The sequence below is a fragment of the Chlorogloea sp. CCALA 695 genome, from assembly GCF_003003885.1.
Lineage (GTDB): Bacteria > Cyanobacteriota > Cyanobacteriia > Cyanobacteriales > Chroococcidiopsidaceae > Aliterella.
This window is the reverse complement of record NZ_PVWN01000059.1, coordinates 1-24,058: the sequence shown is the minus strand read 5'-3', so window position 1 is coordinate 24,058 and position 24,058 is coordinate 1. Positions and strand designations below refer to the sequence as shown.

At 42.3% G+C, this 24,058-nt stretch carries 28 protein-coding genes and 3 pseudogenes; 16 read left to right on the top strand and 15 right to left on the bottom strand.

The features are described from left to right. Positions 1-58: 58 nt before the first annotated feature. From C7B70_RS20740 to C7B70_RS27960, 4 genes are all read right to left on the bottom strand, one after another. Positions 59-619 (bottom strand): hypothetical protein, encoded by a 561-nt coding sequence (locus C7B70_RS20740; RefSeq protein WP_106370871.1) that lies wholly within the window; start codon positions 617-619, stop codon positions 59-61. Positions 620-762: 143 nt separating this feature from the next. Further along, positions 763-990, bottom strand: coding sequence for a hypothetical protein (locus C7B70_RS27970; RefSeq protein ID WP_233221025.1), 228 nt, complete (start codon positions 988-990; stop codon positions 763-765). Further along, on the bottom strand, positions 987-1,151 hold the full coding sequence (locus tag C7B70_RS27965; RefSeq protein ID WP_233221024.1) for an AMIN domain-containing protein: 165 nt from the start codon (positions 1,149-1,151) through the stop codon (positions 987-989). The genes C7B70_RS27970 and C7B70_RS27965 overlap by 4 nt, the downstream gene beginning before the upstream one ends. 58 nt (positions 1,152-1,209) lie before the next feature. Further along, entirely contained in the window at positions 1,210-1,365 is a 156-nt protein-coding gene (locus tag C7B70_RS27960; RefSeq protein WP_233221023.1) for a hypothetical protein, read from the bottom strand. A gap of 661 nt (positions 1,366-2,026) precedes the next feature. Here C7B70_RS27960 and C7B70_RS20730 point away from each other — a divergent pair. From C7B70_RS20730 to C7B70_RS20720, 4 genes are all read left to right on the top strand, one after another. Further along, a complete protein-coding gene (locus tag C7B70_RS20730; protein WP_146134113.1) occupies positions 2,027-2,413 on the top strand; it encodes a hypothetical protein in 387 nt (128 codons plus the stop codon). A 37-nt stretch (positions 2,414-2,450) separates the two neighbouring features. Further along, positions 2,451-2,963: a flavodoxin FldA gene (gene fldA / locus C7B70_RS20725; protein ID WP_106370869.1), complete on the top strand. Its 513-nt coding sequence runs from the start codon at positions 2,451-2,453 to the stop codon at positions 2,961-2,963. 5 nt (positions 2,964-2,968) lie between these two features. Continuing rightward, positions 2,969-3,115 carry a hypothetical protein gene (locus tag C7B70_RS26515; RefSeq protein WP_158260538.1) on the top strand — a complete coding sequence of 49 codons (147 nt, stop codon included), beginning with the start codon at positions 2,969-2,971 and terminating at the stop codon, positions 3,113-3,115. 116 nt (positions 3,116-3,231) lie between these two features. Beyond that, on the top strand, positions 3,232-4,023 hold the full coding sequence (locus C7B70_RS20720; RefSeq protein ID WP_233221022.1) for an alpha/beta fold hydrolase: 792 nt from the start codon (positions 3,232-3,234) through the stop codon (positions 4,021-4,023). Positions 4,024-5,173: 1,150 nt separating this feature from the next. On the opposite strand, the gene C7B70_RS20715 is transcribed toward C7B70_RS20720, so the two are convergent. Both C7B70_RS20715 and C7B70_RS20710 read right to left on the bottom strand, forming a co-directional pair. After that, the gene (locus C7B70_RS20715; RefSeq protein ID WP_106370867.1) at positions 5,174-5,857 is read right to left on the bottom strand and encodes an Mbeg1-like protein; all 684 of its coding nucleotides are present in this window, start codon (positions 5,855-5,857) and stop codon (positions 5,174-5,176) included. Positions 5,858-6,107: 250 nt separating this feature from the next. Further along, complete coding sequence (locus C7B70_RS20710) at positions 6,108-6,254, bottom strand: IS1 family transposase (protein WP_199192416.1); 147 nt, start codon at positions 6,252-6,254, stop codon at positions 6,108-6,110. Between the two features lie 25 nt (positions 6,255-6,279). Between C7B70_RS20710 and C7B70_RS26510 the strand changes: the two genes are divergently transcribed. Continuing rightward, complete coding sequence (locus C7B70_RS26510) at positions 6,280-6,420, top strand: hypothetical protein (RefSeq protein WP_158260537.1); 141 nt, start codon at positions 6,280-6,282, stop codon at positions 6,418-6,420. 88 nt (positions 6,421-6,508) lie between these two features. On the opposite strand, the gene C7B70_RS20700 is transcribed toward C7B70_RS26510, so the two are convergent. From C7B70_RS20700 to C7B70_RS20680, 6 genes are all read right to left on the bottom strand, one after another. Beyond that, positions 6,509-6,871 (bottom strand): hypothetical protein, encoded by a 363-nt coding sequence (locus C7B70_RS20700; RefSeq protein WP_106370866.1) that lies wholly within the window; start codon positions 6,869-6,871, stop codon positions 6,509-6,511. Between the two features lie 186 nt (positions 6,872-7,057). After that, positions 7,058-7,903 carry a hypothetical protein gene (locus C7B70_RS20695; RefSeq protein ID WP_106370865.1) on the bottom strand — a complete coding sequence of 282 codons (846 nt, stop codon included), beginning with the start codon at positions 7,901-7,903 and terminating at the stop codon, positions 7,058-7,060. 96 nt (positions 7,904-7,999) lie between these two features. Then, positions 8,000-8,287, bottom strand: coding sequence for a hypothetical protein (locus C7B70_RS20690; RefSeq protein WP_106370864.1), 288 nt, complete (start codon positions 8,285-8,287; stop codon positions 8,000-8,002). A 27-nt stretch (positions 8,288-8,314) separates the two neighbouring features. Further along, the gene (locus tag C7B70_RS26080) at positions 8,315-8,641 is read right to left on the bottom strand and encodes a hypothetical protein (protein WP_146134112.1); all 327 of its coding nucleotides are present in this window, start codon (positions 8,639-8,641) and stop codon (positions 8,315-8,317) included. Between the two features lie 229 nt (positions 8,642-8,870). Beyond that, on the bottom strand, positions 8,871-10,961 hold the full coding sequence (locus C7B70_RS20685; RefSeq protein ID WP_106370863.1) for an NB-ARC domain-containing protein: 2,091 nt from the start codon (positions 10,959-10,961) through the stop codon (positions 8,871-8,873). Positions 10,962-11,000: 39 nt separating this feature from the next. Further along, positions 11,001-11,186 carry a hypothetical protein gene (locus C7B70_RS20680; RefSeq protein WP_106370862.1) on the bottom strand — a complete coding sequence of 62 codons (186 nt, stop codon included), beginning with the start codon at positions 11,184-11,186 and terminating at the stop codon, positions 11,001-11,003. Between the two features lie 879 nt (positions 11,187-12,065). On the opposite strand from C7B70_RS20680, the gene C7B70_RS20675 reads away from it, so the two are divergent. The 3 genes from C7B70_RS20675 to C7B70_RS20665 all read left to right on the top strand — a co-directional run bounded on the left by C7B70_RS20675 (position 12,066) and on the right by C7B70_RS20665 (position 15,619). Next, on the top strand, positions 12,066-12,740 hold the full coding sequence (locus tag C7B70_RS20675; RefSeq protein WP_233221021.1) for a response regulator: 675 nt from the start codon (positions 12,066-12,068) through the stop codon (positions 12,738-12,740). Positions 12,741-12,767: 27 nt separating this feature from the next. Then, positions 12,768-14,723: a CHASE2 domain-containing protein gene (locus C7B70_RS20670; protein WP_199192415.1), complete on the top strand. Its 1,956-nt coding sequence runs from the start codon at positions 12,768-12,770 to the stop codon at positions 14,721-14,723. A gap of 101 nt (positions 14,724-14,824) precedes the next feature. After that, positions 14,825-15,619, top strand: a complete 795-nt coding sequence (locus C7B70_RS20665) for a DUF928 domain-containing protein (RefSeq protein ID WP_106370859.1) — start codon at positions 14,825-14,827, stop codon at positions 15,617-15,619. A 16-nt stretch (positions 15,620-15,635) separates the two neighbouring features. On the opposite strand, the gene C7B70_RS20660 is transcribed toward C7B70_RS20665, so the two are convergent. Beyond that, on the bottom strand, positions 15,636-18,371 hold the full coding sequence (locus C7B70_RS20660) for a CHAT domain-containing protein (protein WP_106370858.1): 2,736 nt from the start codon (positions 18,369-18,371) through the stop codon (positions 15,636-15,638). A 262-nt stretch (positions 18,372-18,633) separates the two neighbouring features. Between C7B70_RS20660 and C7B70_RS20655 the strand changes: the two genes are divergently transcribed. The 6 genes and pseudogenes from C7B70_RS20655 (at position 18,634) to C7B70_RS27180 (ending at position 22,119) form a co-directional block, all read left to right on the top strand. After that, the gene (locus C7B70_RS20655) at positions 18,634-19,902 is read left to right on the top strand and encodes a filamentous hemagglutinin N-terminal domain-containing protein (protein WP_106370857.1); all 1,269 of its coding nucleotides are present in this window, start codon (positions 18,634-18,636) and stop codon (positions 19,900-19,902) included. Between the two features lie 85 nt (positions 19,903-19,987). Continuing rightward, complete coding sequence (locus tag C7B70_RS20650; RefSeq protein WP_146134111.1) at positions 19,988-20,173, top strand: hypothetical protein; 186 nt, start codon at positions 19,988-19,990, stop codon at positions 20,171-20,173. A 45-nt stretch (positions 20,174-20,218) separates the two neighbouring features. Beyond that, positions 20,219-21,330: pseudogene (locus C7B70_RS20645) on the top strand (IS630 family transposase). A gap of 14 nt (positions 21,331-21,344) precedes the next feature. Next, a pseudogene (locus tag C7B70_RS27190) lies at positions 21,345-21,570 on the top strand (IS1 family transposase); the annotation flags it as partial. Positions 21,571-21,603: 33 nt separating this feature from the next. After that, on the top strand, positions 21,604-21,873 hold the full coding sequence (locus C7B70_RS27185) for a hypothetical protein (RefSeq protein ID WP_199192414.1): 270 nt from the start codon (positions 21,604-21,606) through the stop codon (positions 21,871-21,873). A 54-nt stretch (positions 21,874-21,927) separates the two neighbouring features. Continuing rightward, complete coding sequence (locus tag C7B70_RS27180; RefSeq protein WP_199192413.1) at positions 21,928-22,119, top strand: hypothetical protein; 192 nt, start codon at positions 21,928-21,930, stop codon at positions 22,117-22,119. 147 nt (positions 22,120-22,266) lie between these two features. Here C7B70_RS27180 and C7B70_RS20630 read toward each other — a convergent pair whose 3' ends face one another. Then, positions 22,267-22,677, bottom strand: a complete 411-nt coding sequence (locus C7B70_RS20630; RefSeq protein ID WP_106370855.1) for a hypothetical protein — start codon at positions 22,675-22,677, stop codon at positions 22,267-22,269. Positions 22,678-23,210: 533 nt separating this feature from the next. On the opposite strand from C7B70_RS20630, the gene C7B70_RS20625 reads away from it, so the two are divergent. Continuing rightward, positions 23,211-23,417 carry an HNH endonuclease gene (locus C7B70_RS20625; RefSeq protein ID WP_106370854.1) on the top strand — a complete coding sequence of 69 codons (207 nt, stop codon included), beginning with the start codon at positions 23,211-23,213 and terminating at the stop codon, positions 23,415-23,417. A 2-nt stretch (positions 23,418-23,419) separates the two neighbouring features. Then, positions 23,420-23,863 (top strand): hypothetical protein, encoded by a 444-nt coding sequence (locus C7B70_RS20620; RefSeq protein ID WP_106370853.1) that lies wholly within the window; start codon positions 23,420-23,422, stop codon positions 23,861-23,863. A gap of 13 nt (positions 23,864-23,876) precedes the next feature. Here the strand turns inward: C7B70_RS20620 and C7B70_RS20615 are convergent. Then, positions 23,877-24,058: pseudogene (locus C7B70_RS20615) on the bottom strand (IS701 family transposase); the annotation flags it as partial.

The following is a 24,058-nucleotide window of genomic DNA, read 5'->3' as shown; positions in this document are numbered from 1 at the left end:
ACTTAGTAATTAATTGGAATAGAAAGCTCCGTAATAAAGGAAATAAAGTTCTTACAAGTTAAATGTCTATCAGCTTACCACCACCACAATAAGTTGCGAACCAAGGATTAAATTTAGTGGGTTCTGCGCGATCATTACTCATCTTCAAAAGTGCCTCAAAGTTTGATTGCTCATCACCATACCGAAAGTGCATATGTATCGGTTGATCATGGGGTGCAGTGAGAGCAACATACTTGAACTTGTTGCAGCGCAAATCCTGTTTTTCTTCCGGCTTCAACTCAAACAAATCCCAAACGGCGCTTTTGACCTGAGAGTAATACTTAGGATCGGGTGCTGCACCCATGTAGGTATAATGACAGTCCCGCGCAATTGGTGTTTTTTTGGCTACATCTTTGTAAAAGGTGAACTTCTCCATTTTGGAGATGGCGATTACTTTCTCTTTGCGCGGATCTTTTACAGATTCCTGTTCTGCATTCAAATTAAAAACGCCATCAAATCCTAGATAAGGAACTTTATAGGCATTCGGGGAGATGATCTGAGTTTCAAGTGCTTGCGCCAGTCCATTGGCGATTAACAAAGTAGCGATCGCGGCTAGACAAAAACTAGGAAAATTTTTCATGATATGTTCCTGAAAATTACATGAGAAAAATCTGAATTAGTAACTAATTACAGGGTTGGATCAATGCACTAAGCATTGCATCAAAATTCAACTGATACTGAACCAAGGACAGTCGAAGGCGCTCCAGGGTAAAGCAAGAATCCCTAAGAGTTGTAGTATTTGATGTCAAATAGATTTTTGAAGTTAAGCGCAGTTCGCCAATTGTCACGTCGATGCTGTACTTCACTTCCTGGCTCAACGGCTTCAGGCATTACTGGCATTTGCTCCTCTGGTTGCGTCGTTTCCTGCTGCGTAGAAGCTGCCCCACGAACAACGCCAAAAATCAAACCCTCCTCAGAACTGTCAAACAACTTGACTGTTGGTATACTCAAATCACCCGGATAGTCTTAGCATTTGCGTTAGTGACAGTTATCTGAGTAATACCCGCAATCGGCTTTTGAGAGCGAAATGCAAACGCCTCGCCATTAGGCAAGAGTAGTTGAGCATTAGGGATATCAGCAATGTAACTATTGCCACTACTGCGATTTACCACAGTCAACTATTCTCCAACAGTCGTCTGTAAAATCACCTCCACACCTTGCTCGGTGGGATTAGCTTGCTGTCACTTGGACAATTTCTGGTGTTGGCGACTGCACTAATAGTTGAGCGCTAATGAGTGGACGCTTTACCTCACTTAGGAGGGGAATTTCTTTCGTTGCTGGAGCATCGCCTAGTCGCCGACCAACAGAATTACTTTGTTCCTCCAAACTGGGAACTGTTTGAGCGATCGCTTCTATAGAAACGCCAAACCAAATAAAACCTGTAACAAACGAAGCCTAAATTATGGTTGTCTTACCTATACTCCTCACACTCTGATTACCCTCAGCAACTTTCAGCATTATTGATATATGTTCCTGATAAACTTCAAAAATAACTATAGGGTATCTAAGAACTATTTGCAACTAGCGATCAAATTTTATGCGAGAGGAGATAGCAGAGAAAAGAAAAATACGATTAATTGGGGCTATCTTAACTACACTTGGCTTGTATTTAGTTAAAAACGGTAGCTATGTTGATGACTAAGCTGCATTTATTCAAGAAACCAGGAGAATCATGGTTTAGCCTTTGTTTAGACACTGTTGCCTTAATATTTCTTAACGATCCTTAACTAGAAAAGCTGGGAATAGTCATGTTAGGATGCCTCCAAGTTAGTTGAGTAATATTGTCAATAAGCTTTAGACTTTCAATAACCTAATTTAGGAGAATATCTTGCATGGTCAGAACGAAGGCTCAAGCACTTGAAACTGTTCCTTGGTGGGCAGGAAATGCTCGATTAACGATTGTGAATTGCTGTTCTGTTTACAGTTGTTTTTTATCTCCTCAACCGTAGGCAGTTCGTTTCTAAAGTTTTTTTATCTACAGGCATTTATGATGGTTCAGACTACGGCTATTGATCGACCGTTTCATCTCCAGCTATTGCTATTCAATCCTGCCTCTGAGCAAGTAATTAATTTTGAGATTGTTGAATATACCCACGGACAGCAAACCTTGTATCAACAGAATGTAATGAGTTTAGGTGCAAAGACTGAACTAATAGAAATATGTGATGAAAAGGATGTAACGATCGCGGTGCTAGAAGGATACGGCAGTTTGACATTAAATCAAGAGATTATTCCCCTCGAACCCGGACGGTTTATCTTCATTCCAGCGCAGATGTCTTATACGTTGCAGACACAGACTAGTCTCGTTTTTTTGCTCAGTCGTTGCGAGTCCAATTTAGGTTTACCCGAAAAAGCTTGGGCAATTACGTTGTAGCTTAAATTTTTCTGTCCACAATTAGTAAGGAGTTGATATGACTAAAATTGGCTTAATTTTTGGCACTCAAACTGGCAACACCGAAACCATCGCCGAAACCATTCAAAAAGCATTCGGTGGCGATAATGTCGTAACACTACACGATGCGGCGGATACTGAAACTGCTGAACTGGAGGGTTATAAATATCTGATCGTCGGTTGCCCCACATGGAACATTGGTGAACTGCAAGCCGATTGGCAAGGCTTGTATGCCGAGCTAGACAACATCGATTTCAGTGGCAAGAAGGTTGCCTATTTTGGACCCGGCGATCAGATTGGTTATGCCGACAATTTCCAGGATGCGATGGGCATTTTGGCAGAAAAGATTTGTGAATTGGGTGGCACTACGGTTGGTTATTGGTCAACCAATGGCTATGACTTTAACGAATCAAAAGCAGTCAAAAATGGCAAATTTGTCGGACTAGCGCTCGATGAAGATAACCAGTCTGAACTAACTAATCAGCGCATTAACACCTGGGTTACGCAACTGAAGCGAGAGTTTGGAGTGTAGGGGGGATGACCAGAACAAAAGCAACTGTGGGTAAAATTCAAGAAACACGGCTGATTCCTTTATGGGCGAGGGTAGTTAAACCATCCGTTTCAGATATTCGCAAAATTCAAAACTGGGACGGAGCGATCGCTCCGCGTTTTAAAAGTCACTGACTTTAATGACCTGCCCGTTCACTATTGGCAGTGGTTTTCACTCCTTGAGTAAATTGTCTTTTCGCTGCCAGTTTTACGGAATGCTTACTAAATAGAATTCGCGCAAAGAGTGAAAAGTGCACGCAAAATCAACCTATACCAAAATAATCATGCCTAATTTGACCGAAGTTGTTTGCCTGAGCGCTAGTCCGCATCTGCAAGTGTTCAATCGCCCATTGCTGCAATCCCTCACACAGCATACTCCAATTGCTCAGTGGGAATATCAACTCTCACCAGATGAACCTTGTTCCCTCGACATTGCATTGGCGTTGCTGCATGACTATTTGAAACACCACGATCGCCCCATCCATCTCATTGGTCATGGAATCAGTGGACTGTTGGCGTTGCTGTATACCCAAAGGCATCCTGAACGAGTGCGATCGCTAACGTTACTGTCCGTTGGTGCCTATCCTGCTCTAGATTGGCAGACATATTACTACACCCAGCGCCATCTTTTACCCTGTAGCCGTCAGATTTTGTTGACTCGTATGGTAGATATATTGTTTGGTTGCTCGTCTAAACCTATGACAAAAACGCTAGTAAAGATTTTAGGACAGGATCTTGACGATTCGCTGTCTCCTCATAGTCTTGTCAAGTGCTTGAACTTGATACCAATTCAAGTAAAAGTGCCGTTGCTAGTGTGTGGGAGTGTAGATGATGTTGTAGTCGATCCACACCAACTCCGCAGTTGGCAGTATTACTGTAGTGAAGATACATCAAAACTTTGGGTATGTCCAGGTGGACGCTATTTCTTCCCATACTTTCATCCTCAACAGACGGGAGAACAGATTTTGAATTTCTGGAAATCGCTGCCGTCGTGTCGGAGCAGTCATTCATCAGAAAAACTATTTCTGCCTGCCAATTTCTAAACTCTAAAGCAGCCTCCGTTCTTGTTGAGTAACCCTAAATTTCTGAGCAAGCTTTTTTGAATTAAACTTAGCCATGCCTTACTCTATTTTCTCTCAATGATTAAATTGGTCACAATCACCTGTTATATCTTCAGCGCCTTTTTTCTCACAGGCTTCTGCTGCTGGAGCCTTTGGCATACAACTTGTGAAGGCATTCGTTACTTGATGCAGTCGCCTCAAGTGCCATGCGATCGCAAAATAATTTCTTACCTGAATTCAGCAACAACCGAGTTTAAGATAATACTCTTAATTGGAACACTTAAACCTTACACAAAATAAAAGTTCTAGTCAGAGTAATCTGAGAAACATTTAAGTTACATCTTTACAAGCGTTACAATGTGGTCTTTAGCTCTCTTTTTGTGCAGATTAAATGTCCTTCCAGATTTTAATCCCATTGAACAATGGTGGTCACAACTGAAATCTTTTTTACGTCAGTTCTCTCCCACTTCCACAAAGATGGTTGATACGATCATTGCTACTGCACTTAATTTAGTTAATCCTCTCCATCTACGCAACTGGTTTGCTGACTGCTACTGTACTTGATAAACCTGCAATCTGCTGTATCCCTCATTTGTCACTCTGGGTAAGCACAAAATAAACCAAGACTTGAACAAGCTTGTAATGTAAGGCTTTCAAGCTTAATTTCACAACAGATAAATTCACTTATGTCAACTTTGCCAAAATCCTTATTCACAAAAGTTTCCAGATTTTAATTTTCCGAAAGTGATAAAAGAGGGGTATCAATGAAGAAGTGCTAAAATTCGCTACTTATTCGGGTAAAAGGTAGGAAGTTGTTCGCAATAGTTCCCTTCAGTGCTAAGAACGGTTGTGTTCCAAGCGGAAACCTAACTCAAACGACACTACAACTAAGCAAGTAATTGAATAACGCGATCGCTTAGAAACGACAGACTGCTGCTAACTGGATCTCTGAGGGTTGAATCACTCCGCAGCAGTATATTAAAACTCTAGCAACCGGAGCAACAGTTTGAGTATACTCTGGCTCAAGGTGGGTTCGATGGTGGGTACAGGAAAATCACGGACTCGTTGCCGCATCGGTGATCGCGCTGGAACCAACCGGACGATTTTAATTGGAACTAACCGCGCGATCGCATTAAAACCAGATTTTTGGCAAAGAAAAACCGGATCTTCTCAAAGCTTCAAACTTGTCTCTAGACGTAAGGCACAATGCTACTTCAGGCTCAATCTCGTAATATCCTGCTAAAAATTTAAGGTAGTCTGTACTGAAGAAGGTGAAGGTAGGATGACTCAAAGCTTGTACTGAAATTTCAGTTTGAGTAATGTCTAATGGGGGATTGCTTAACAATCGCCAGAAAGTTTGGCGCTTGTCTAGGTTGTGCAGTGGGTTAATGAAACGCTCGTGCAAGCACTGCACAATAGCTTTTCCAGCTAAAAAGGCTTCTCCTGCTAGACTAATAATATCGCCATCTATGATGTAGTGCGTAACAGTCAACTTAGCGCCCCCGTGTTGCAGAAATTTAGTTACAATCTCGCGGCTAGTGCCAGGAGAACTGAAAGTTACTACTTCACCAATCCAATCGCTTAGTTCTGTAGCTACTATTTGAGCAATCGCACCTCCTAAAGCGTGTCCGACAATGACTGATTTTTGCTGAGTTATCTGCATGGTGTTGATAAGCCAGGCTGCAATTTCATCTTGATGCTGAATAAATTGCTTAAGTCCGAGCGCTTGATCGCGATTGCGATCAATGTCATCAATTGCTTTATTTGTACCTCGAAATACGAGTACGGGCGCTTTTTTTGCAGCAACTGGTAGCAGTCCAAAGGGGCAAAATCAAATGTTCGGAGCATTAAAAGCTCGATCAAGCTTGTACCCCTTAGTATAGAGAAACTTATTGATAGTTTTTTCCAACTCAGGATTGTCAAATAGGTAAGCAATTTCTGTTGCTAAAATTTCGTAGACGCAATGATGTTGTGCGATCGTGTTTTGGTAGTGTCTTAGATTTGTTATTTTGATTTATATCGATAAACCAAACTCATAGCGATTGATAAATAGTCCAATCACCAAGTCATGCATCAATTCTGACGAGCGAAAAGCAAATTGTCTTACGCACGAGTCGCTTAATCCTCGTTCTCAAATTCAGATGCTTACGCTCAATTGTCTGAGTTTTCTGCTTCCCTACTTCAATTTGCTCAACCGGAAGATGGCGCTCCACCTACGACGTAAACCTGGCAGCCCAAATGCATCAATCGCATTGCCGCCATCGGGATCGCCAAGCCGCTACCACCTTCACCGATGACAAAGATTCGCTCGACATCTATAATTTTTTGTGCCAGTTGCTCGACTGCTGGATAAGCGATCGCTTATCCAGCAGTCGTTGATTTTCTGCTAAAACTAATCCAATGGCTTGAGTAAAGATTGCTTACACTATAGTTATCCTAAAATTGAGTCTAGCTATATACACCCCAGTCAAAACCATACTTTCAATTTTTTCTGCTGCCTCCACTCAAATCCTTGACTATACCCTCTTCGATAGCAAAAAAAGATACTAAGCAACCAGTGTTGTAGGACAGGAAAGCACTTAAGGGAGCCATTTTTCCAGCCCATGCAGTAGAGCTTGTATAAGTAGCCCATGGGTTCAATAGGTATTGCAAAATTACTCTGGCTTGCTTCTAACTGTGTACTGTCATTTAATAGATACTCTACTTTAGCGTTAGCTCGTCTCAAATTAGACAATCGCTTTTCTCGAATGTAAAACACTCCTCGATAGCGCAACACCTGCACCGATTGAGAAACATCTTTAGACTGAAGATGTTTTGATTGTTCGCTCATATCTCGCTCCTGTCTTAGATATCTGTTAGTTTGTTGTGTGGATGACGTTTCAAAGTGTTGCTCGTCAGTACTTTATCGGCTGTGGCTCAAAATGCAATTGCAGCAACAGCAATTATGTCGCGAGGCGCACAGAGCAAATTTTTCTTGCATAGGCAAGCATACTAAAAGCTAATTCCTCTAACCGCATCAACAAGAAATTTTTTGCAAAGAAAAACCTGACTGTCTTAAGGCTTCAAACTTACCCCTTGAGGTGAGGCACAATGCTACTTCAGGATTGATGGCGTAATATGCCGCCAAAAATTCTAGGTAGTCTGGACTGAAGAAAGTAAAGGCAGGATGATTTAAAGCATTAACTGAAATTTCAGTTTGAGTAAAACCAAGCGGAGGATTGCTCAACAAGCGCCCGATTGTCTGAGGCTTGTCTGTGTTGTAGAATGGTTTAATTGCACACTCAGTAAAGCATTGAACAATTGCTGTTCCAGCTATAAAAGCTTCTCCGGCAAGACTAATAATGTCGCCATCTATGATGTAGTGCGTAACGCTCAAGTTAGCTCCTCCGTTTTGAACAAATTGAGTGGCAATTTCCCGACTTGTGCCTGGAGAACTGAAAGTTATAACTTCTCCAACCCAATCAATCAGTTCTGTTGCTACGATTTGAGCAATCGCACCTCCTAAAGCGTGTCCTACAATGTTTGGTTTTTGGCGAGTTGCTTGCGTGATGTCGAAAAGCCATGCGGCGATCTCATGGCGATTTTCAATAAATTGCTTAAATCCAATTCCTTTGGGGTGGTCATTTCTAATGTCATCAATCGCTTTGCTTGAACCTCCAAACACGAGTATGGGTGTTTTCTGGGCAGTAATTGGCAGCAACCCAAAGGCGCGAAGTCCGGTATTTGGCTTGTCAAAAGATTGGTCAAGTATGTACCCTCTAGGATGAAGAAACTCGTCTACAGGATTCTCAAACTCAGGATTATCAAACACATAGGCGATTTCTTTGGCAAGGATTTCGTAGAATGGATGTTGTTTTTTCATATTTTGACTGCTAAGAGCCGCTCTGAAGTAGACGTTTGTGCCAAGAATTACAAGCACTATTTTTGGAACGCCCCCTAAATTCCCTCAATCTTGGGGCTAGGGGGCCGATCTACGGCTGTTCAAATCTCCAACGTTGATAGCACGAGGCTTTTGATAGGGCTTGGGGGGTGCGAGTTTACGTTCAAAAACATTTCCTCGATAAATTAGACTTACCGTTGACCAGTCTTTTTTATCTTCTTCAGAAACCACCACAGGAGGACGCGGAATATGGTCGAAGGTATTACCGTTGTAAGTGAGTTTGATTTTGGGCTGCTCCATAGAATCAGAACCATGATTGATTGGAGCAGGAATTTCGTAAGCTTTGCGGCGAGAGGCAAATTTCATAGTTAACACTCCTTGTCGGTTAAGTTATTAGTTAGGTTGCACATCCAGGTGAGGCTGCTTGAACGTGATACATTTATCAAGCTTCAGTGGTAACCAATTAATAAGACTTTGAAGCCAATGCTGAAATCTCCGCAGGCATTGATGTTGATAATTCTGCTTGCTAAGATGGTATCGATTATTTAGATAACCCCTCGAACGCGGCTTCGAGGAGTTGATTTCTAACAAACACTCTGGCGAGTTCATGTGTTGACTGTAAAACCTAACGCGATCGCGTAACTCTGACACCAACCGGGGAACAGCTTCAGGTTGAAACAGATAATACTCGTATAAAATATCCAGAGAGAAAAGTCTCATGGTTCCTCGTCTTAATGAAAAGATTACATTCTTCCATGATTTATCTAAGCTTCGGCTCCCTGACTACCGAAATTACTGCTTTCAGTTATATCAATGAAGATGGTTAAAGTAGTTCGGTACTTTTTCTGGCGAAAGTTATAAGCTTGTTCGGAAAAGTTCTGTTTAGGTGTAACAAATTGGTTCTATAAAAACTGAAAAAGCTAATGGTCGTCGTGCTAATTTGCCCTAGCTAAAGCTGTATTGCGGATGCTAGGCGCAACATCTTTTTTTGTGCATCCGTTAATCCCGTCACGCCTGAAATGTTCGCTTCTGCATAAGGACGCTCGACACTCAACACTTTTAAACAGTTACCTGTAAAGCTATCCCAGAGGCAAATTGTGCCATCCTTACTGCTGCTGACAAGCATTTTCCCCTCTGGAGCAAAGGCTACTGGAATCGGACTCCTTAGCGCTTGCAGAGTAACAAGCGCTATTTTTGTTAGTAAATTCCATAGGTTGACAGTCTGCTCGAAACCGCTACTGACGAGCAGATTCTCTTGAGGATTAAAGCTGATACTCACAACTGGGCGGGTATATCTCTGCAAGTCTTGGAGTTTAACGGTTCCGTCCTCATTGCCTAAACACTGCTCTCTAAAACTAAAAGCCACAAATGAAATCCAGTTAACCTCTGGTTCAATGACTCGAAAGGCTAAAGCTAAGACTCTTTCTAGAATACACGCAAAGAGATGCAAAGACCCCAATTGAATATTCCATAACTCGATAGTGGGAATTCTACCTCTTTTTGCTAAGAGGTAAATCTTTGCTGAGGGCTGAACTTTCAGCAGTTGGTTTAAATTTTCACTGCCACCTTGTACCTCTATTAATCTTGTTAAAATTGGCTGCACAATTTGCTGCATCTGCATACCTCGCACATCCTCTGCCTGCACCTTTAGCAAAACATGACTTCTGAGGTCGATAATCTTTGCTTGCTCCACTTCCTGGGAAACCTGCTCAACTAATTTTTCTATGACATATTCCTTAACTAAAGGCTGCTGCGTGTAGCTAACGCAATCTAACTTCATCTTTGTTGTGGGCTTGGAGGGTAGCTTGATTTTTTCGATTAGCGATCGCCGATCAAGCGATACTAATGCGTCCCGCAACTTTAGTAGGGAAACGGAAGGTATAGTATCTGCTTGTAACTGTGCTGCGGTCACGGGTTCCCGATTAATTGCTAACCAGTGCATTACTTGTCGTTCTAAAGAACTGAGACGATTGAACTGTTGTGTTAGTAATTCCCGAATCTCTGTAAATAACAGAGCCTCTTGAGCTAAAAAAGCTACAATTTTACTATTAAATAACTCTTTTATCGGCGTTGCTACAGTTTTCAACGCCAGTGGGTTGCCCCGATACCGCTTAATTAGTTCCTTTACTTGCGCTTGTTCTCCTGGAAAAGTAAGCCCTTTTGCCGCTAAAATTATTTTTCCTGCCTCGCTCGACAAAGGTTTCAGCCGCAGCAACCGTATTGGTGAGGTTAGTCCTTGCCCGATGGCAACCTCTGCCGGAATTTCACGACTGGTCAGCAAAATAGTACTTTGATGCCGTCCTGCCCCTAACTGCTGAAACAGCCACCCATAGTCTTCGTAGCCTGGTTGGTAAGTACCCACTAATTTACCATCCTGCATCACCGCCTCAACGTTATCTAGAATCAGCAGACAGCGATGATGGCGCAACTGCTCTAGCAATTGACGTATCATGGCATCAAGCCGCAGTGGTAGCGATTGCTCAGGAGAAATCGCACGTATTAGCTCAGTGAGAAAATCGGTAAAGGGTGGAGCCTGCCGAAGACTTCGCCACACAACAACATCGAACATACCTTTATCAGCAAGCTGCTGTGTCAACCGCGCCACTAACATTGTTTTACCGATACCACCCATGCCCGTAATTGCGATCGCTCGACAATTGCCTTGTACTATCCACTGCTCTAGTATGTTTAATTGAGCCTGTCGCCCGCAAAACTGGGAAGTATCTGGTGCTTCTCCCCAATCTACTCGGTTGCCCTGCGACGACGATGATAGGTTACGCATTTGTTCTTGTTGAGCATAACGCGCCAGAGCACTGTGCAACTTTACTTTTGACACCTTAATTTTTAATTTCTGCGATAGCAATTTCCACAGGTCTGTGCCAACGTCTGTAATGTAGCTGTAGTCATGACTCAGTTCCGACGCAATCTTTTCGTAAGAGAGCATATTCCAAGCTCCCTGAAAAACCTTAATTTGTAGTGGAGTTAAGGATTCTGGCTCTAAGGCGCTCGTGATAATGTTTAATGCTTCCTCTTGTGTCATAGTTAATTTTCCTTTAGAGATAACGTTATTGAGAAGTATTTAATCCGTTTGGACGTTACCTTGAACTAGAGACAGATGAACAGCGTCATAACCAAAACCAATAAGCTCAATACACCCATCTTTGTTTACCTCAGCTAACTGGCTAGGATATTTATCGAAGCTCTTGCATTCCTGGAAAGAACTAGAACTATTGATAGTCAACTTCTTTGCCACATGAATCCTCATAATAATGCTCCTCTTACAAAACTCTTACTGTTTCAGACGTGTTGCAGAAAGTTGTTAAAAACAGTCTGAGAAAGCGCTGTAATTCAGTAACTATTTGCTTAACTTGTACATTAGAAGATCGAGCAGGGAAACGCTTTAACCTTCTGTGCTAAATTAATTAACCCAACTCAGCAACCAAATTGCATAAGTATGCAATTTGGTTAACACAAGTCTGTAATATGTATTGTTTGTCTAATTTCCTTTTTATATAAGTCGGAACAAAACTGAAAAATTATGAAAACCATTGAAACAGCAAAACTGGCGCTGAATTTTCAAAATCTCTGCCAAAGTCAAGCTTGTATTTCTAGATCGACAAAAAGTTGGCTAAGTATGAAAAATGCAATGCTGCGAGCAATTTACCTTATTGTTGAGTTGTGCAGAATACGGTTCTATTTATCTAGCGACTGATATCAGCAAGGATGATTTAAGGCACACAATGGGAAATTTATATACGCAGGATCATTTTAGATTAGCTGTCACCGAAAAAGGTTCTGTCGCAGAAAGTAGAGGAGATTGTACGTTAAGGCTGCCTGATCGTGAATGCTCAACTTTCAATGTCCGCTCAATTCCTATTCAAACAGTTATTAGCTGCTGTAACTATTCCTAGTTTAATTAATCACTTGCTCTTTTAGAAAATTCTAGCAACGTACTTTTTTATACTACTTAGTTTACTTAGAAATATTAATGAATAAATAAGATATTATCCTTTCATTTTGATGCTGCAAAAATATATAATGACCCAACTGAGCTAACTTAATTGCACAGTTGTGCAGTCAAGTTGGCATAAGTGGAAAAGGTTTTATTCAAGCAAATTTTATATATTAACATTTTGAGGTTTCAATGATGAGCCAAGATTTACCCAAACAAGAGACGTTGAAAATACTTGTAGCAGATGACCACGAACTAATCTTGAGTGGAACGCTCGACTTGTTAAAACAGCACTATCCACAAGCTGAGATCCTCACCGCCCAAACAACCCAGAACGTACTCCAGCAGGTAAAGGCTTTTCAACCCAACCTAGTTATTATGGATCTTTCCTTGCCAGAAACTTCCGGGGACACTCCCGAAATAAATCAAGGTATTAAAAGCTTGAAGACTTTAATCAAAAACTATTCCACCCTCAATCTGGTCGTGCAAAGCAGCTATATCAAAGCTTTAGTGCGGATTAAACCAAACATAGATGCTCACGAAGGAGGGTTTACCGTAGCAGATAAAGGACTTTCTAGTCAGGAGATGCTGAAGCGAATTGAATTGGCGCTGATTGGAGTAACCCATACTAAAGACCTCAAAATGCCACGGGGGGAAGTCAAGCCAGAGTGGATTGAGCTACTCAATCTCGCTTTTCCAGAAGGATTAGATGATAAAGTCATTGCCGAGCGGATGCACAGATCTCTGAGAGCAGTGCGCGGCTACTGGAAGAAAGTTCAAGACGTTCTAGGCGTTTACCCTGAAGATGGCAAAAGTCTTCGCATTCAAACAGAGAAACGAGCTAGAGAAGAAGGGTTTATTGACTGAAGAATTTTATTAAGGGAGAAGCAGTTGTTGCCCAGTATTTGGAGCAAATTTAAACAAGGAATTACGATCTGGTCTGTAGCAGCACCAGGAATTGTCGCTTTGGGGGTGATTATACTCCTGCGCCTGAGTGGTTCGCTGCAATTTCTAGAATGGGTGACTCTCGACTCCTTTCTTGGCGCTCGTTTTTTGGAACCTATCGACCAAAGAGTTGTCATTGTCGGAATTAATGAAGAAGATATCCAACAAATAAATGATTACCCGATAAGCGATCGCGAAATTGCCAAACTGCTAAGGACGTTGCAGAAATACAAGCCTAGAGTTATTGGTCTTGATATTGTTAGAGATATACCTGTCGAACCTGGTCATACCGAACTGGTTACAGCTTTTAAAGATATCAAAAATCTGGTGGCGGTTGAAAAAGTTATATCCCCTACTATTAAGCCCCCCCCCGGCTTACCCTCAGAACAAATCGGTTTTGCCGATGTGCTTGCCGATAATGACGGCAAAGTTAGGCGGGCACTCCTTGGAACGCCTGGAAGCGAAGAATATGAATTTTCCCTGCCTTTGCTGCTGGCAAAAACTTATCTCGAAGCTGAAGGCATTGAACTAAGCAAAGGCATTCGCGATCTCGATGCGATGCGGTTTGGTTCGACGGAACTCCCTCGCTTTTTGCCTAATTCTGGGGGCTACGTGGGCGGTGATGATTTTGGAGTCCAGCTACTGGTTAATTATCGCAACGGTCGGCAACGATTTCGTACGCTCTCGCTTAAAGATATTAATGATATCGAAGCTAGAAAGGTTAATCCCAACGTGCTGCGCGATGCCTTGAGTGGACGCATCGTTTTGATTGGGATGACTGCTCCTAGTATTAAAGACTTCATCGATACCTCAGCCATTACTAATTTGCAGCCACCGGGGAAAATTTATGGTGTCGAATTTCATGCCCAGGTTGTCAGCCAAATTGTTAGTACAGTTCTTGACGGAAGACCCGTTTTACAAACCTGGTCGAAGGGTTGGGAATATTTTTGGATTTTTGGTTGGGGTGTTTTAGCCATTTATTTCGGTCGGCTAACTCAATCTCCCTTAAAAAACTTCGTGTATGTCGCTGCCGTCAGCCTTGGTTTAGGGGGAATCGCTTATGCCTTCATCCTTTGGGGATGGTGGATTCCAGTAGTACCAGCTTTATTAATTTTAGTGATCAATAATGGGGCTGTTTTAAGTACTTTTTATCAACACGAACGTTTTTTGAGGTCTCAAATCAAGCTCCGCCAACACACTATTGAAAGGACATTTGTGGAAATTCATAATGGCCCTTTACAAACATTAGCCAATATTTTGCGGCACGTCCAAGACCAAGATTTAGAGCAACATCGATTGCTAGAAGAACTAAAAAATTTAAATGACGAAATCCGAGAGGTCGGTGAACACCTGAAGCTAGAAGCCCTAAAGCGAGAGGAACGTTTTCGTCTCGGTAGCGGTCTAATTCTAGATTTAAAGCTGCCAATTCGCGACCTTTTATATGAAGTCTACAGCCATACCCTCCAGCGAAGCTTTCCCTGTTTTGAAGCGCTCAAAGTTAAAGCTTATTCTTTCGATCCGATTAAAGATCAAAACTTGAACAGCGAGCAAAAGCGAGATATCTGTCAATTTCTGGAAGAAGCACTATGCAATGTCGGCAAACACGCTAAAGGATTGACCCGTCTTAGTGCTATAGGCAAACAGGAGGGAAATTGGTACACTCTAAGCATTAAAGATAATGGAGCTAGAGTTCGCTCGTACTCTGAAGGGAGAGGAACAAAGCAGTGTCTAAATATAGCAAGAAAATTAAGAGGAAAGTTTCAGCGCCAGCCTCTCCAAGAGAAAGGCACTCTATGTCAGTTAACATGGTGTTTAGTAGATAACACCTGGGGTTTTGCTCAACTAAGACGCAGATTCAAAGCCCTAGTTCTCAAAACATTAAATCTTGAGTCTCGTAAGCAATAATTCTTGACTAAGCTAACCATTAAATTGCCCTAAAGATAAACGAAACATCCGCACTCTTGTTTGTATCTCTTATTTAACTCAACGTTTGCTTAACTAATACTATGATTTCAATCTTGTGGTTCACGAACAAAAGCATCAACATCAAATTAGCACTCAGTTGTACCCTAAGTTTGGCACTGATTGCACCAACAGTTAAAGCTGTTTACGAACCTAGCACTCAAAAACCTGTTCCTACTGACCACAGATCGGGTACAGGAACGACTAGAGGAACGACTAGAGGGTGTTCTGGAGAAGATATGCCGCTAACCGTTCTTGCCTCTCGCAGTTATGTTGGACGGACGATATCAGGGCATCCTACCTTAGCCTGGTTTGTCCCTCGCGACTCTGCCTCCAAGCCAGTAGAATTGATGATCTACGAGTGGGTTCCAAGTGGTACACCTAAAATAGTTCGCAAAATGTCTTTGCAGAGTTCACCAGGGGTGATGAAGTTATCCCCGTTTTCCAAGAACGAACCAGGGTTGCAACCAGGCAAAGAATATCTCTGGCAAGTTGTAATTCATTGCGACCCTGATAATCCATCAGGCGACTTAGTCAGCGAGGCAAGTTTGGAGGTTGTAGGAATGCCCACAAATATTTTGCAAAGTGAATTGAATAAAGCCATAAATGGTGTGGAAAAAGCCAATATTTATGCTAGAGCAGGTTTATGGTATGACGCGCTAGATGAAGCACTCAAATTAGCTGAAGCATCGAAACTGGGAGAATTGGGTTCAATTTTGTTAAACGATTTGGCTAAGTCGGAGGCACTAAAAACTACGTCAAAACTGCCACTAAAAGAGCGGGACGCGACGGAAAAACAGGTTGTAACCTTGCAGCAGATCGCACGCAGTGCGCGTTAACCAGGTTTCTTTAGTCCTAAAGCCAATTACCAACGAGGATAAAGGATGCCCATTGAGCGGGGTGAATTTGCTTATTTTGATTAATCAGTGCCTTCTGCGCTTTTGAGAGTGCTTCTGCCTTGCTCATTGGCGATCGCGAGGCGCTGTCCTCTTTGGGCGATCGCAAGTTATCGTAAAATTTGGCAATGAGTTCTTGTGTAAAAGCATCGTCAACGTACCAAAGAGAAGCCAAAGCACTTCTGACACCTGCTTGTACGGTAATACCAGCTATACCCAAAGTAGCACGGTCATCTCCTATACCCGTTTGACAAGCAGTGAGCGCAAGCAACTCTACTGGCTCAGAACCGCCACTGAAGCGGCGGATGTCACTTTCTAGCTGAGTAATTGTAATCTTTTCATTGTTACCCGTAACTAAAAAGCTATCTTCGGGAATAGTGCCAAATTGACCGTGAGTGGCAATATGAATAATTGGGTAGATTGCTTGTTTAAGCTCTTGTTCTAAGCTTTGAGGAGTAAATTGTTTATTTAAAAGTTTCTTGCTACCTGAAGAATTCTTAATGACTTGATTGAGTTCATCAGTGACATTTTCCAAAGGCTGAAATCTTTCACCATCAACGATCGCTGCTTGGGTTAACCCCATCGCTAGTGTCCGCAAACCTTGAGATTTTACGGGTTTAGGAGATGTCAAGCGCAGACCGGGAGTGGTAGCAAGGGCGTATTTCTGTACTAAAAATTCTTGACCATCATGGAGTGCAGCCATCGGTATGCTGCGTAAGATTCCATCTTGAATGAAAACAATAGTTTTTATTTGTGCTGGGTCTAAATCGGCGGCGAAAGGGCGAATAATCAAGTTATATAAACTCTGTGCTGTTATTAAATAAGCATCAGTGGGGTCATAAAACTGCTGAATTTCTAAACGGAATTTTTTGATTTCTTTTCTAAAATTTTGACTATCGTTTATCCACGTTAGCTTTTTCAATCTTTTTTTAGCATTTGGATTGAACTTCTTTTCAGGATTGGGTAAACTCACCACGATAGCTGTTCGGTCTTCTAGGATAATAGAGCTAAAGATGGCGGTATCTTCGGTTTCTAAGTCATCTACTCTTTCTTTGTCAAAAACAGCAAAAACACAATCATTACCGAAGTAATTTTGCAATTCTGCTAGTTTTAATGAATCAATAGCGTTGAGTGCTATATCCAGTTCCTTTTGGTACTCAGAACTTGCAATAGGTAGCAATTGGGCGCGTTCTAGCTTCAGCCGGGCAAATTCTCGGTAGAGAGGACTAATGGTATCGCGAAAGTTAAATTGCAAGTCTTGCTGGGCAATTAACAAATTATCTCGGATACCTCCCTTATCTTCTAAGGTAGCGATCGCGCGTTCGTAAGCCTTGTTTGCCTCCAACGCTTGCGCTTGTGCCTTAAAAATTCGTCCCGCCTGCCACTCCCACAAATAAAGACTATCTCTAGCACGCAGCTTTTGGTCGGCGGCGAGCCTTGCCTGATTGGTAAAATCTAAGGCTTTGTTGTAGTCCTTGTGGCACTCGTAAAGATGACCCAGTTTACCTAAAGCAAAGGATTCGGAGCGAGAATCTTTAATATTTTGAGCGATGGAAACAGCTTTTTTCAGGAGTTCAGTTGCTTGCGAATCGTTAAGTTTTCGCGGCAGACATTGAGATTGAAATGAAGCAGAATTACTACCAGAAATTTGTTCTAGTTCGGCTAAATCAATTGCTGCATAAACTTTATTCACAGAATTTGGTAACTTCTCAAGTAAAACTAAAGCCTCTTGTAAAGCTTGCTCTCCTCGACCCGTGCTATCAAGTAATTTTGCATCCCTTGGGCGGTAATAAAGTTGAAGCAAGTTGAGCAACGTCTGCATTTGACTCGATTGGTCATTTTGAGTGCGAGATAGCTCCAGACTGTGATCAAAATAGCCTAAAGCTTGTTGGAGATCAGTAGTAGATTTGGCGATAAATTCCTTAGACTTAGTTTCTGCGCCTCTTGACTGAGCGGAATTAGCACGCTGCTCGCCCAGTTGAGCTTTACTAAAGTAAGCATTGCCTAGGCTATTCAGCACTGAGGAACGATAAGCTAAGAGATGACGATTCTGAATAATCTTCCAGCTATCTTCTAAAGTTTTGACTGCTTTATCCTGCTTTCCTCTAAGACGATAGGCTTCTCCTAAGCTTCCCAACGCGGCGGCTTCTCCCTGAAAGTCGCTAAATTTTCGGGCAAGATGCAAAGCACTTCCTTCACTTTGCAGGCAATTATCATCAGTTTCGGCAGCACCGCATAAAAGCGCGATCGCTTCTTTGTTTTGCCCCAATCGGCTGTAGGTTTGAGCCTGTTCGATGAGCAACCGTTCCACCTTCACCAAATCTCCGGTGGAGCGATAGTTGGCGATCGCTTCCTGCCAAAGAGCGATCGCACTCTCGAATTGACCGATTTGCTGATAGGCTAGGGCTAGTTTTTCGCGCACAATTGCCGCATTTGCGAGGTTATTAGTGTTTTGATAGGCAGTTAAAGCAGTTTGCCAAGAAGCGACCGCCTCAAGCACATTTCCTGCCCGATATTGTTCGATTCCTTGCTGTACCAGTTGGCTATTATTGGGAGACTGCGCTAATGCTACTTCTCCCCATTTTGCCTGCACGGTGAAGGGAAGGCGATTTAGTCCCAAGCAGAGCGTGAAACTGCTCAAAAATAGAACTATTAGAAAGCCGCAGGCGTGGAATCGGCGGTATCGGCTTGGCATAGTAAGATGTGGTAAGTTTCCAAGAGGATTGAACACAGCGTTGTTTTATTTGAAGTTGCACAGTTGGGAAATAGTAGCTACCTAGGTGTGCGATCGCACTTTGCATAAGTCTGCAACTAACTTAGCGCAACAGGTAAAGGCATAACTTCATCAGTTTAATGTTTACTGTAGAAATTAGGTCAATGTTTTGTACTCGCGTCCTAAGAACGCTGATTAAAAAACTCCAGTAGTATACTGCTAAAAATGTGAAGGAGACTCTCCGATGATTGCTAAAAGCTGGTGGGGTGGGTGTTTAGTTGGAGCGTTGTCCATAGGAGTAGGTAGCAGTGTTTTGGCTCAAGTCGTACCAGATAATACGCTGGGTGCGGAAAGTTCTGTGGTTACACCCGATAATATCGGAGGCATCGAGAGCGATCGCATAGATAATGGAGCAATTCGCGGCGCTAATCTATTTCACAGTTTTGAGCAATTTAATATTGGTACAGGGCGAGGCGCTTACTTTACTAATCCAGCAGGAATTGAGAACATTTTCTCGCGCGTGACGGGGGCTAACCGTTCGGAAATCTTTGGACGGTTAGGAGTATTAGGCAATGGCAATGCCAATTTGTTTTTGATTAATCCCCAGGGAATTGTGTTCGGATCTGAGGCAAGTTTAGATCTGCAAGGCTCATTTATAGCCACGACGGCGGATGCTGTGAGGTTAGGCGATACGGGACTATTTAGCGCCACGCAACCAGAGACGAGTAATTTACTTACTGTCAGTCCCTCAGCTATTTTATTTAATACCATTGCTGCTCAACCAATTGTCAATCAATCGCGATCGTCCGGCGCAATTGGTCAGAATAATTCAGCAGATCTAAACCCAGGGTTACAAGTGCAACCTGATCGCACCCTAGCGCTGATTGGTGGAAATGTACTCTTAGAGGGAGGAAGGCTAACCGCCGCCGGAGGACGAATTGAACTCGGTAGTGTGGCGGGAGTGGGAGAAGTGAGCTTGACACCTATTGGAAACCGCTTCGTCCTAGGATATGACTCGATTAATGATTTTGGCAATATTTTGCTATCAGATGGGGCGTATGTGGATGCCAGTGGCGAGGGGGGCGGTGATATTCAAATTCAAGGTGCGCGGTTGGAGATGACACAAAGCTCCAATATTTGGGCTAATACTTTGGGGGCAGAAAATGGCGGAGAAGTAATGGTAAGCGTAGCAGAGGTTGTTCTTAGCTATTCGTTCCTAACTGCTAATGTGTATGGCACAGGAACTGGGGGAAACTTAATAATCGATACAAGGCACTTGCGGGTGCGCGATGGAGCGCAGGTATCAGCCAGTACTTTCGGTGAATGCAAAGGCGGCAGCTTACAGATTACAGCTACTGATTCGGTTGATGTGATTGGTACCTCCAGGCGGTTTGAAAGTGGCTTGTTTGCTAAGAGTGAAGGGAGTGGAGATGCAGGAAACTTAACGATTGACACGGGGCGCTTGCTGGTGAGCGACGGCGCACAGGTAGTAACCAGTACTTATAGTGAGTGAAGGCAAAGGGGGCAGCTTGCAAATTAGAGCTTCCGATTCGGTGAAGGTGATCGGGAGTTCAACCCAGAATGGGAACCCCAGTCGCATGTTTGCTACGAGTGAAGATAGTAAGAGTGGGGATGCAGGGGATCTGACGATTAACACGAGGCACTTGCTAGTAAGCAATGGGGCGCAGGTATCAGCTAGTACCTCTAGTAAAGGTAAGAGCGGCAGCTTGCAGATTACAGCTACTGATTCGGTGGATGTTACTGGTAAGCTAATATACCTTTAAAAGATATAAAATAGAAAATTGAATTAGCAAAGGGTGGAGGGGACAATGCCTGCTAGGGGATTTCCCTTTCTGGAACAGAAAGAGAGATTGCAAACGCTAGTACGCGGCAATGACTGTCCCAGAATAAGAGAACACGCTTTGATACTGTTACTTCAAAACGATGGTAAAACTTATGAAGAAATTGCTAATTTTATTGGTTGTGGATATCGAACGGTAGCGCACTGGTGCGTACATGGTGACCCAGACAAACTCGATAGTTTAAAAGACAAACGACAGCAAGGAAATCACCGAAAAGCTACAGAGCAATATATTGAATTATTACTAGAAGTTGTTGAACTCCCGCCGAAGGAATTTGGTTATGCATTTGGTAGATGGACGGGAGAAAGATTATCAACTTATCTGGAACAGCAGACAGGAATTAAGTTAAGTAGTAAACAAATTAGTCGAATATTGCAAAAAAAAACTACGTTTATATCTGGGCAAAGTACAGCTTAGAATCAAAGCAAAACAAGGCAGAAAGAGCGATATTTCAAGAGAAATTAAAGACTTATTTAAAAGCAGGGGAAGTAGCACCACAAACTTTCCAGGTATGGTTTTGGGACGAAACTGGCTTTAGCTTAAGAGTAATAAGACGTAAATGTTGGACACGTCGAGGGGGTAGGAAAAAAGTTGCAGGTAAGCGGAGCCAAGGTAAACTAAGTGTAATGGGAGGTCTGCGCCATCATGACCGGAAACGTTTATGCTACTTCATCGATAAAGGCAACGCTGATAGTTTTTTTGAACAGTTAGAAAAGCTAAATGAGTTTGTTAAACAGGAATGGATGATGCAAGGCAATAGAGCGGAGCTTTACGAACGGATAGGGACAAGAGTTTTAATAATTTTGGATAATGCAAGTTTTCACAAACGTCAAGACGTTTTAGAGAAAATAGAGCGATTGATGCCAAATATTCCTTTAGGTTTTTTGCCTGCTTATAGCCCAGACTTTAATTTAGTTGAATTAGTGTGGCATTCCTGCAAAGAGTTCATTGCCCATCGCTTATTTCAGTCTGTACAGGAACTTAAAGAACTCTTAAAGAACTTACTTAATAATGGCGACTTATTAATTAACTGGAATAGAAAGGTTCGTAATAAGGGAAATAAAGTTGTTGTCAATTAAATGTCTAGTAGCTTATTACCGATGGTTATCCGGTTTATCCTTGCTTCATTGATGATTGTGACCATCTAGTTAGTAAAACAGCCATGACCAGAGTTGAAGGAGAAAATTCTCGTTTACGCCACCCCGATCGCTCGTTTACATCGTCAAACGTTCTGTTATTCCAAGTCTGTTGAGATGCTGGAAGCTTCAATTGGTCTTCTAACCTACTATCTTAAATACTGGTCTATTCCTGCTTTTTAGCTAATCATCTTTCCCTTGTGCAACGCCCAAAAGGTGGTACTGGCTAGTCCTCCAGCTATGGCACTGTTGACTCAACCAACAGGAGTGAAAAACCAAAAATTAACTTGGAATTTGCTAGATTCGCCCCTTGGTGCTGGTTTTTATTTATATGCTAGAAGACCGCAATTTTTGAGTTCTTTCTCTACTCGCCAACTGTTTGCAAATACTGAGCAAGTTGACCGCGAATGGTTGGATCTGCTAGCACTAGGTGCGGCAAATCCTGCTAGCCGTCACGCAGTCTTTTCCTTCTTAGCTGGTTTCTAGCGACAGGATTATCGAAAAGCTTTCACCGCAATTACTCAACCAACATTAGTTGTCATGGGCGATCACGCGTCAAGTATTAGTAAAAATAAGCAGGATACTCCAGAGCGAAGATTAGCAGATTACCTCAAGTGCTTGCCTCATGGCGAAGGCGTGAAGATAGCTGATCGTAATGTCCTGCCCTACGAGTCAACTTCTGAGTTTACTAATACGTTAGCAGCATTTGAAAACACGAAGTTAACAGAGTAGCAGGGATAAAGCGACCGAGTGCTAACGAAGGCATAAAGCAGGATGAACCTCCAGACTTTTGCCGTTTATAATAAAATTAATTTCTAGGGAAGAGGCAATCAAGCAGAACAGAAACTTTTGATTTTTTCACACTACGGATAAACGAACTTACACCGAATCGTCTATCCATCCACAACTTGGGCAATCAAAATGAACGACGTATAAATTAGCTGGTGTGAAATGGTATCTGCAAGCAGGACAAACGCTAGTAAATAATGGGTGATTGTCCAAAAGCCACAGTTGTTCCTCTCTTGCCCGTTGCTCCCTTTGTAAAATTAATTCGCCGTTGTAGTAACTAGCCCCCTCTGGCTCCCATTGTCCCTCATCAGGATTTAGAGCGAAGGGATTGCTGAATGGTTCATTACAGTTATGATCGCTCTCGACCTGCTGTAGCAATCCCAGAAAGTCTACAAATTTTCTTATTTCTAGGTCTGGATTTTGCTGGAAGTCTGGACAGGAATCTCTATTTTGTCCGTTAGGATGAACAGCACAGACTAAATGAGAATCGTGGGCGCACATAAGGCAGTGTGACTTTACCCATAAGTTTGCCGTAGCGGTAGCTTTATTTTTCCATTCTGCGGTGGCAAAGTTATGGTTTCAATCTTTTACAAGTTTTGTTGTTGCCTGCTCAACGCCTGACTGGTCACCAGTCGAAGTCTCAAGGGCGACAGTGATAACTAGGCAAAAGCATAGCAAACTATATAGGACTCGCGGCAAGCGTACGCTTCCAATCTGGACTCACGGCAAACTTATGATTCCACTGACTTGAAACAAGCTTGCTTCAATTAACGCAAGAATAAGTATTATAGCCAGAAGAACGGCAAGGTTATGATTCCAGTAGTGGCAATATTATGGGTAAAGTCACAAGACAAGATTCGCAATCGGAGATTTTGGGCATTTGTTTTTAGAAAACAACTGTTTATCAATAATAGTAGATTATGATGTTTACTAAGTAAGTAGTATGTAGAAGATGCTACCTCGAAAAATTGAAGAAAGTTTAATCAATATTAATAGTTGCCTGCTTAACCGATTAGCTCCAAAAAGAAAATTAAATGCCGAGGAATTTTACAAACAATCAAAAGTTATTAATTCTCCGCCAAGCCAATTACAAATGTCAAAATTGTGGCACAATCCTCGACACTACAATTTTTGAAGCAGACCATAAAACTGCCTATTCAAAAGGTGGCTCAACAGAAGCCTGGAATGCCCAAGCCCTGTGTAGAAACTGTAATCGTCGCAAATCCGACAACCCCCAGTAGCTATGAACGCTAAAAACGATAACTACTTCCTTAACTATCAACTCAAGAAGATGATTGACCCTACTTTGGTATCTCCAAGCAATGCTATATTTTCAGAGATTGCTGAAGCTATAGGTTTGGAGCTACGACAATCAGAAACAGAAATTTTTTCTCCTCAGGCTTGGCTGGCTACTATTGCAGGTCACAATATTGATATTTCCCTTTTTTGGTCTAGATTAGTAAATTGGCTATTGATAGACACAACTTACGGTGTAGTTCGTTACTGTCTTGAAGGTAGACAGGAGATTGAGCAAGTAGCAACTTTATTTAAACAAGTTACAGAAGGTATAAAACCTACAGATAATACTTGGGAATTAGCAGGAAACCAAGCCCGCTCGATAGCTGTAGCACTAGCTGGAGATCGGCATAATTCCCCTCTTTTGTCAGTTTCCGAAATCAATAAATAGTAAATAAAGTCTTTCATCCAGACGAATAAAAGGGTTTGAATTGATTCATTCTGCTAATTAGGTAATTAAATCCAAGCAATAAGTTGGAGTTGGGGAAAATATCTAACCAAGGAGAAACTAACCAAAATAATAAGAGTGGTTGGACAACTAATCGCAGATTATTTAGAACATTCTTCCATCCGCTTGCATGATTCC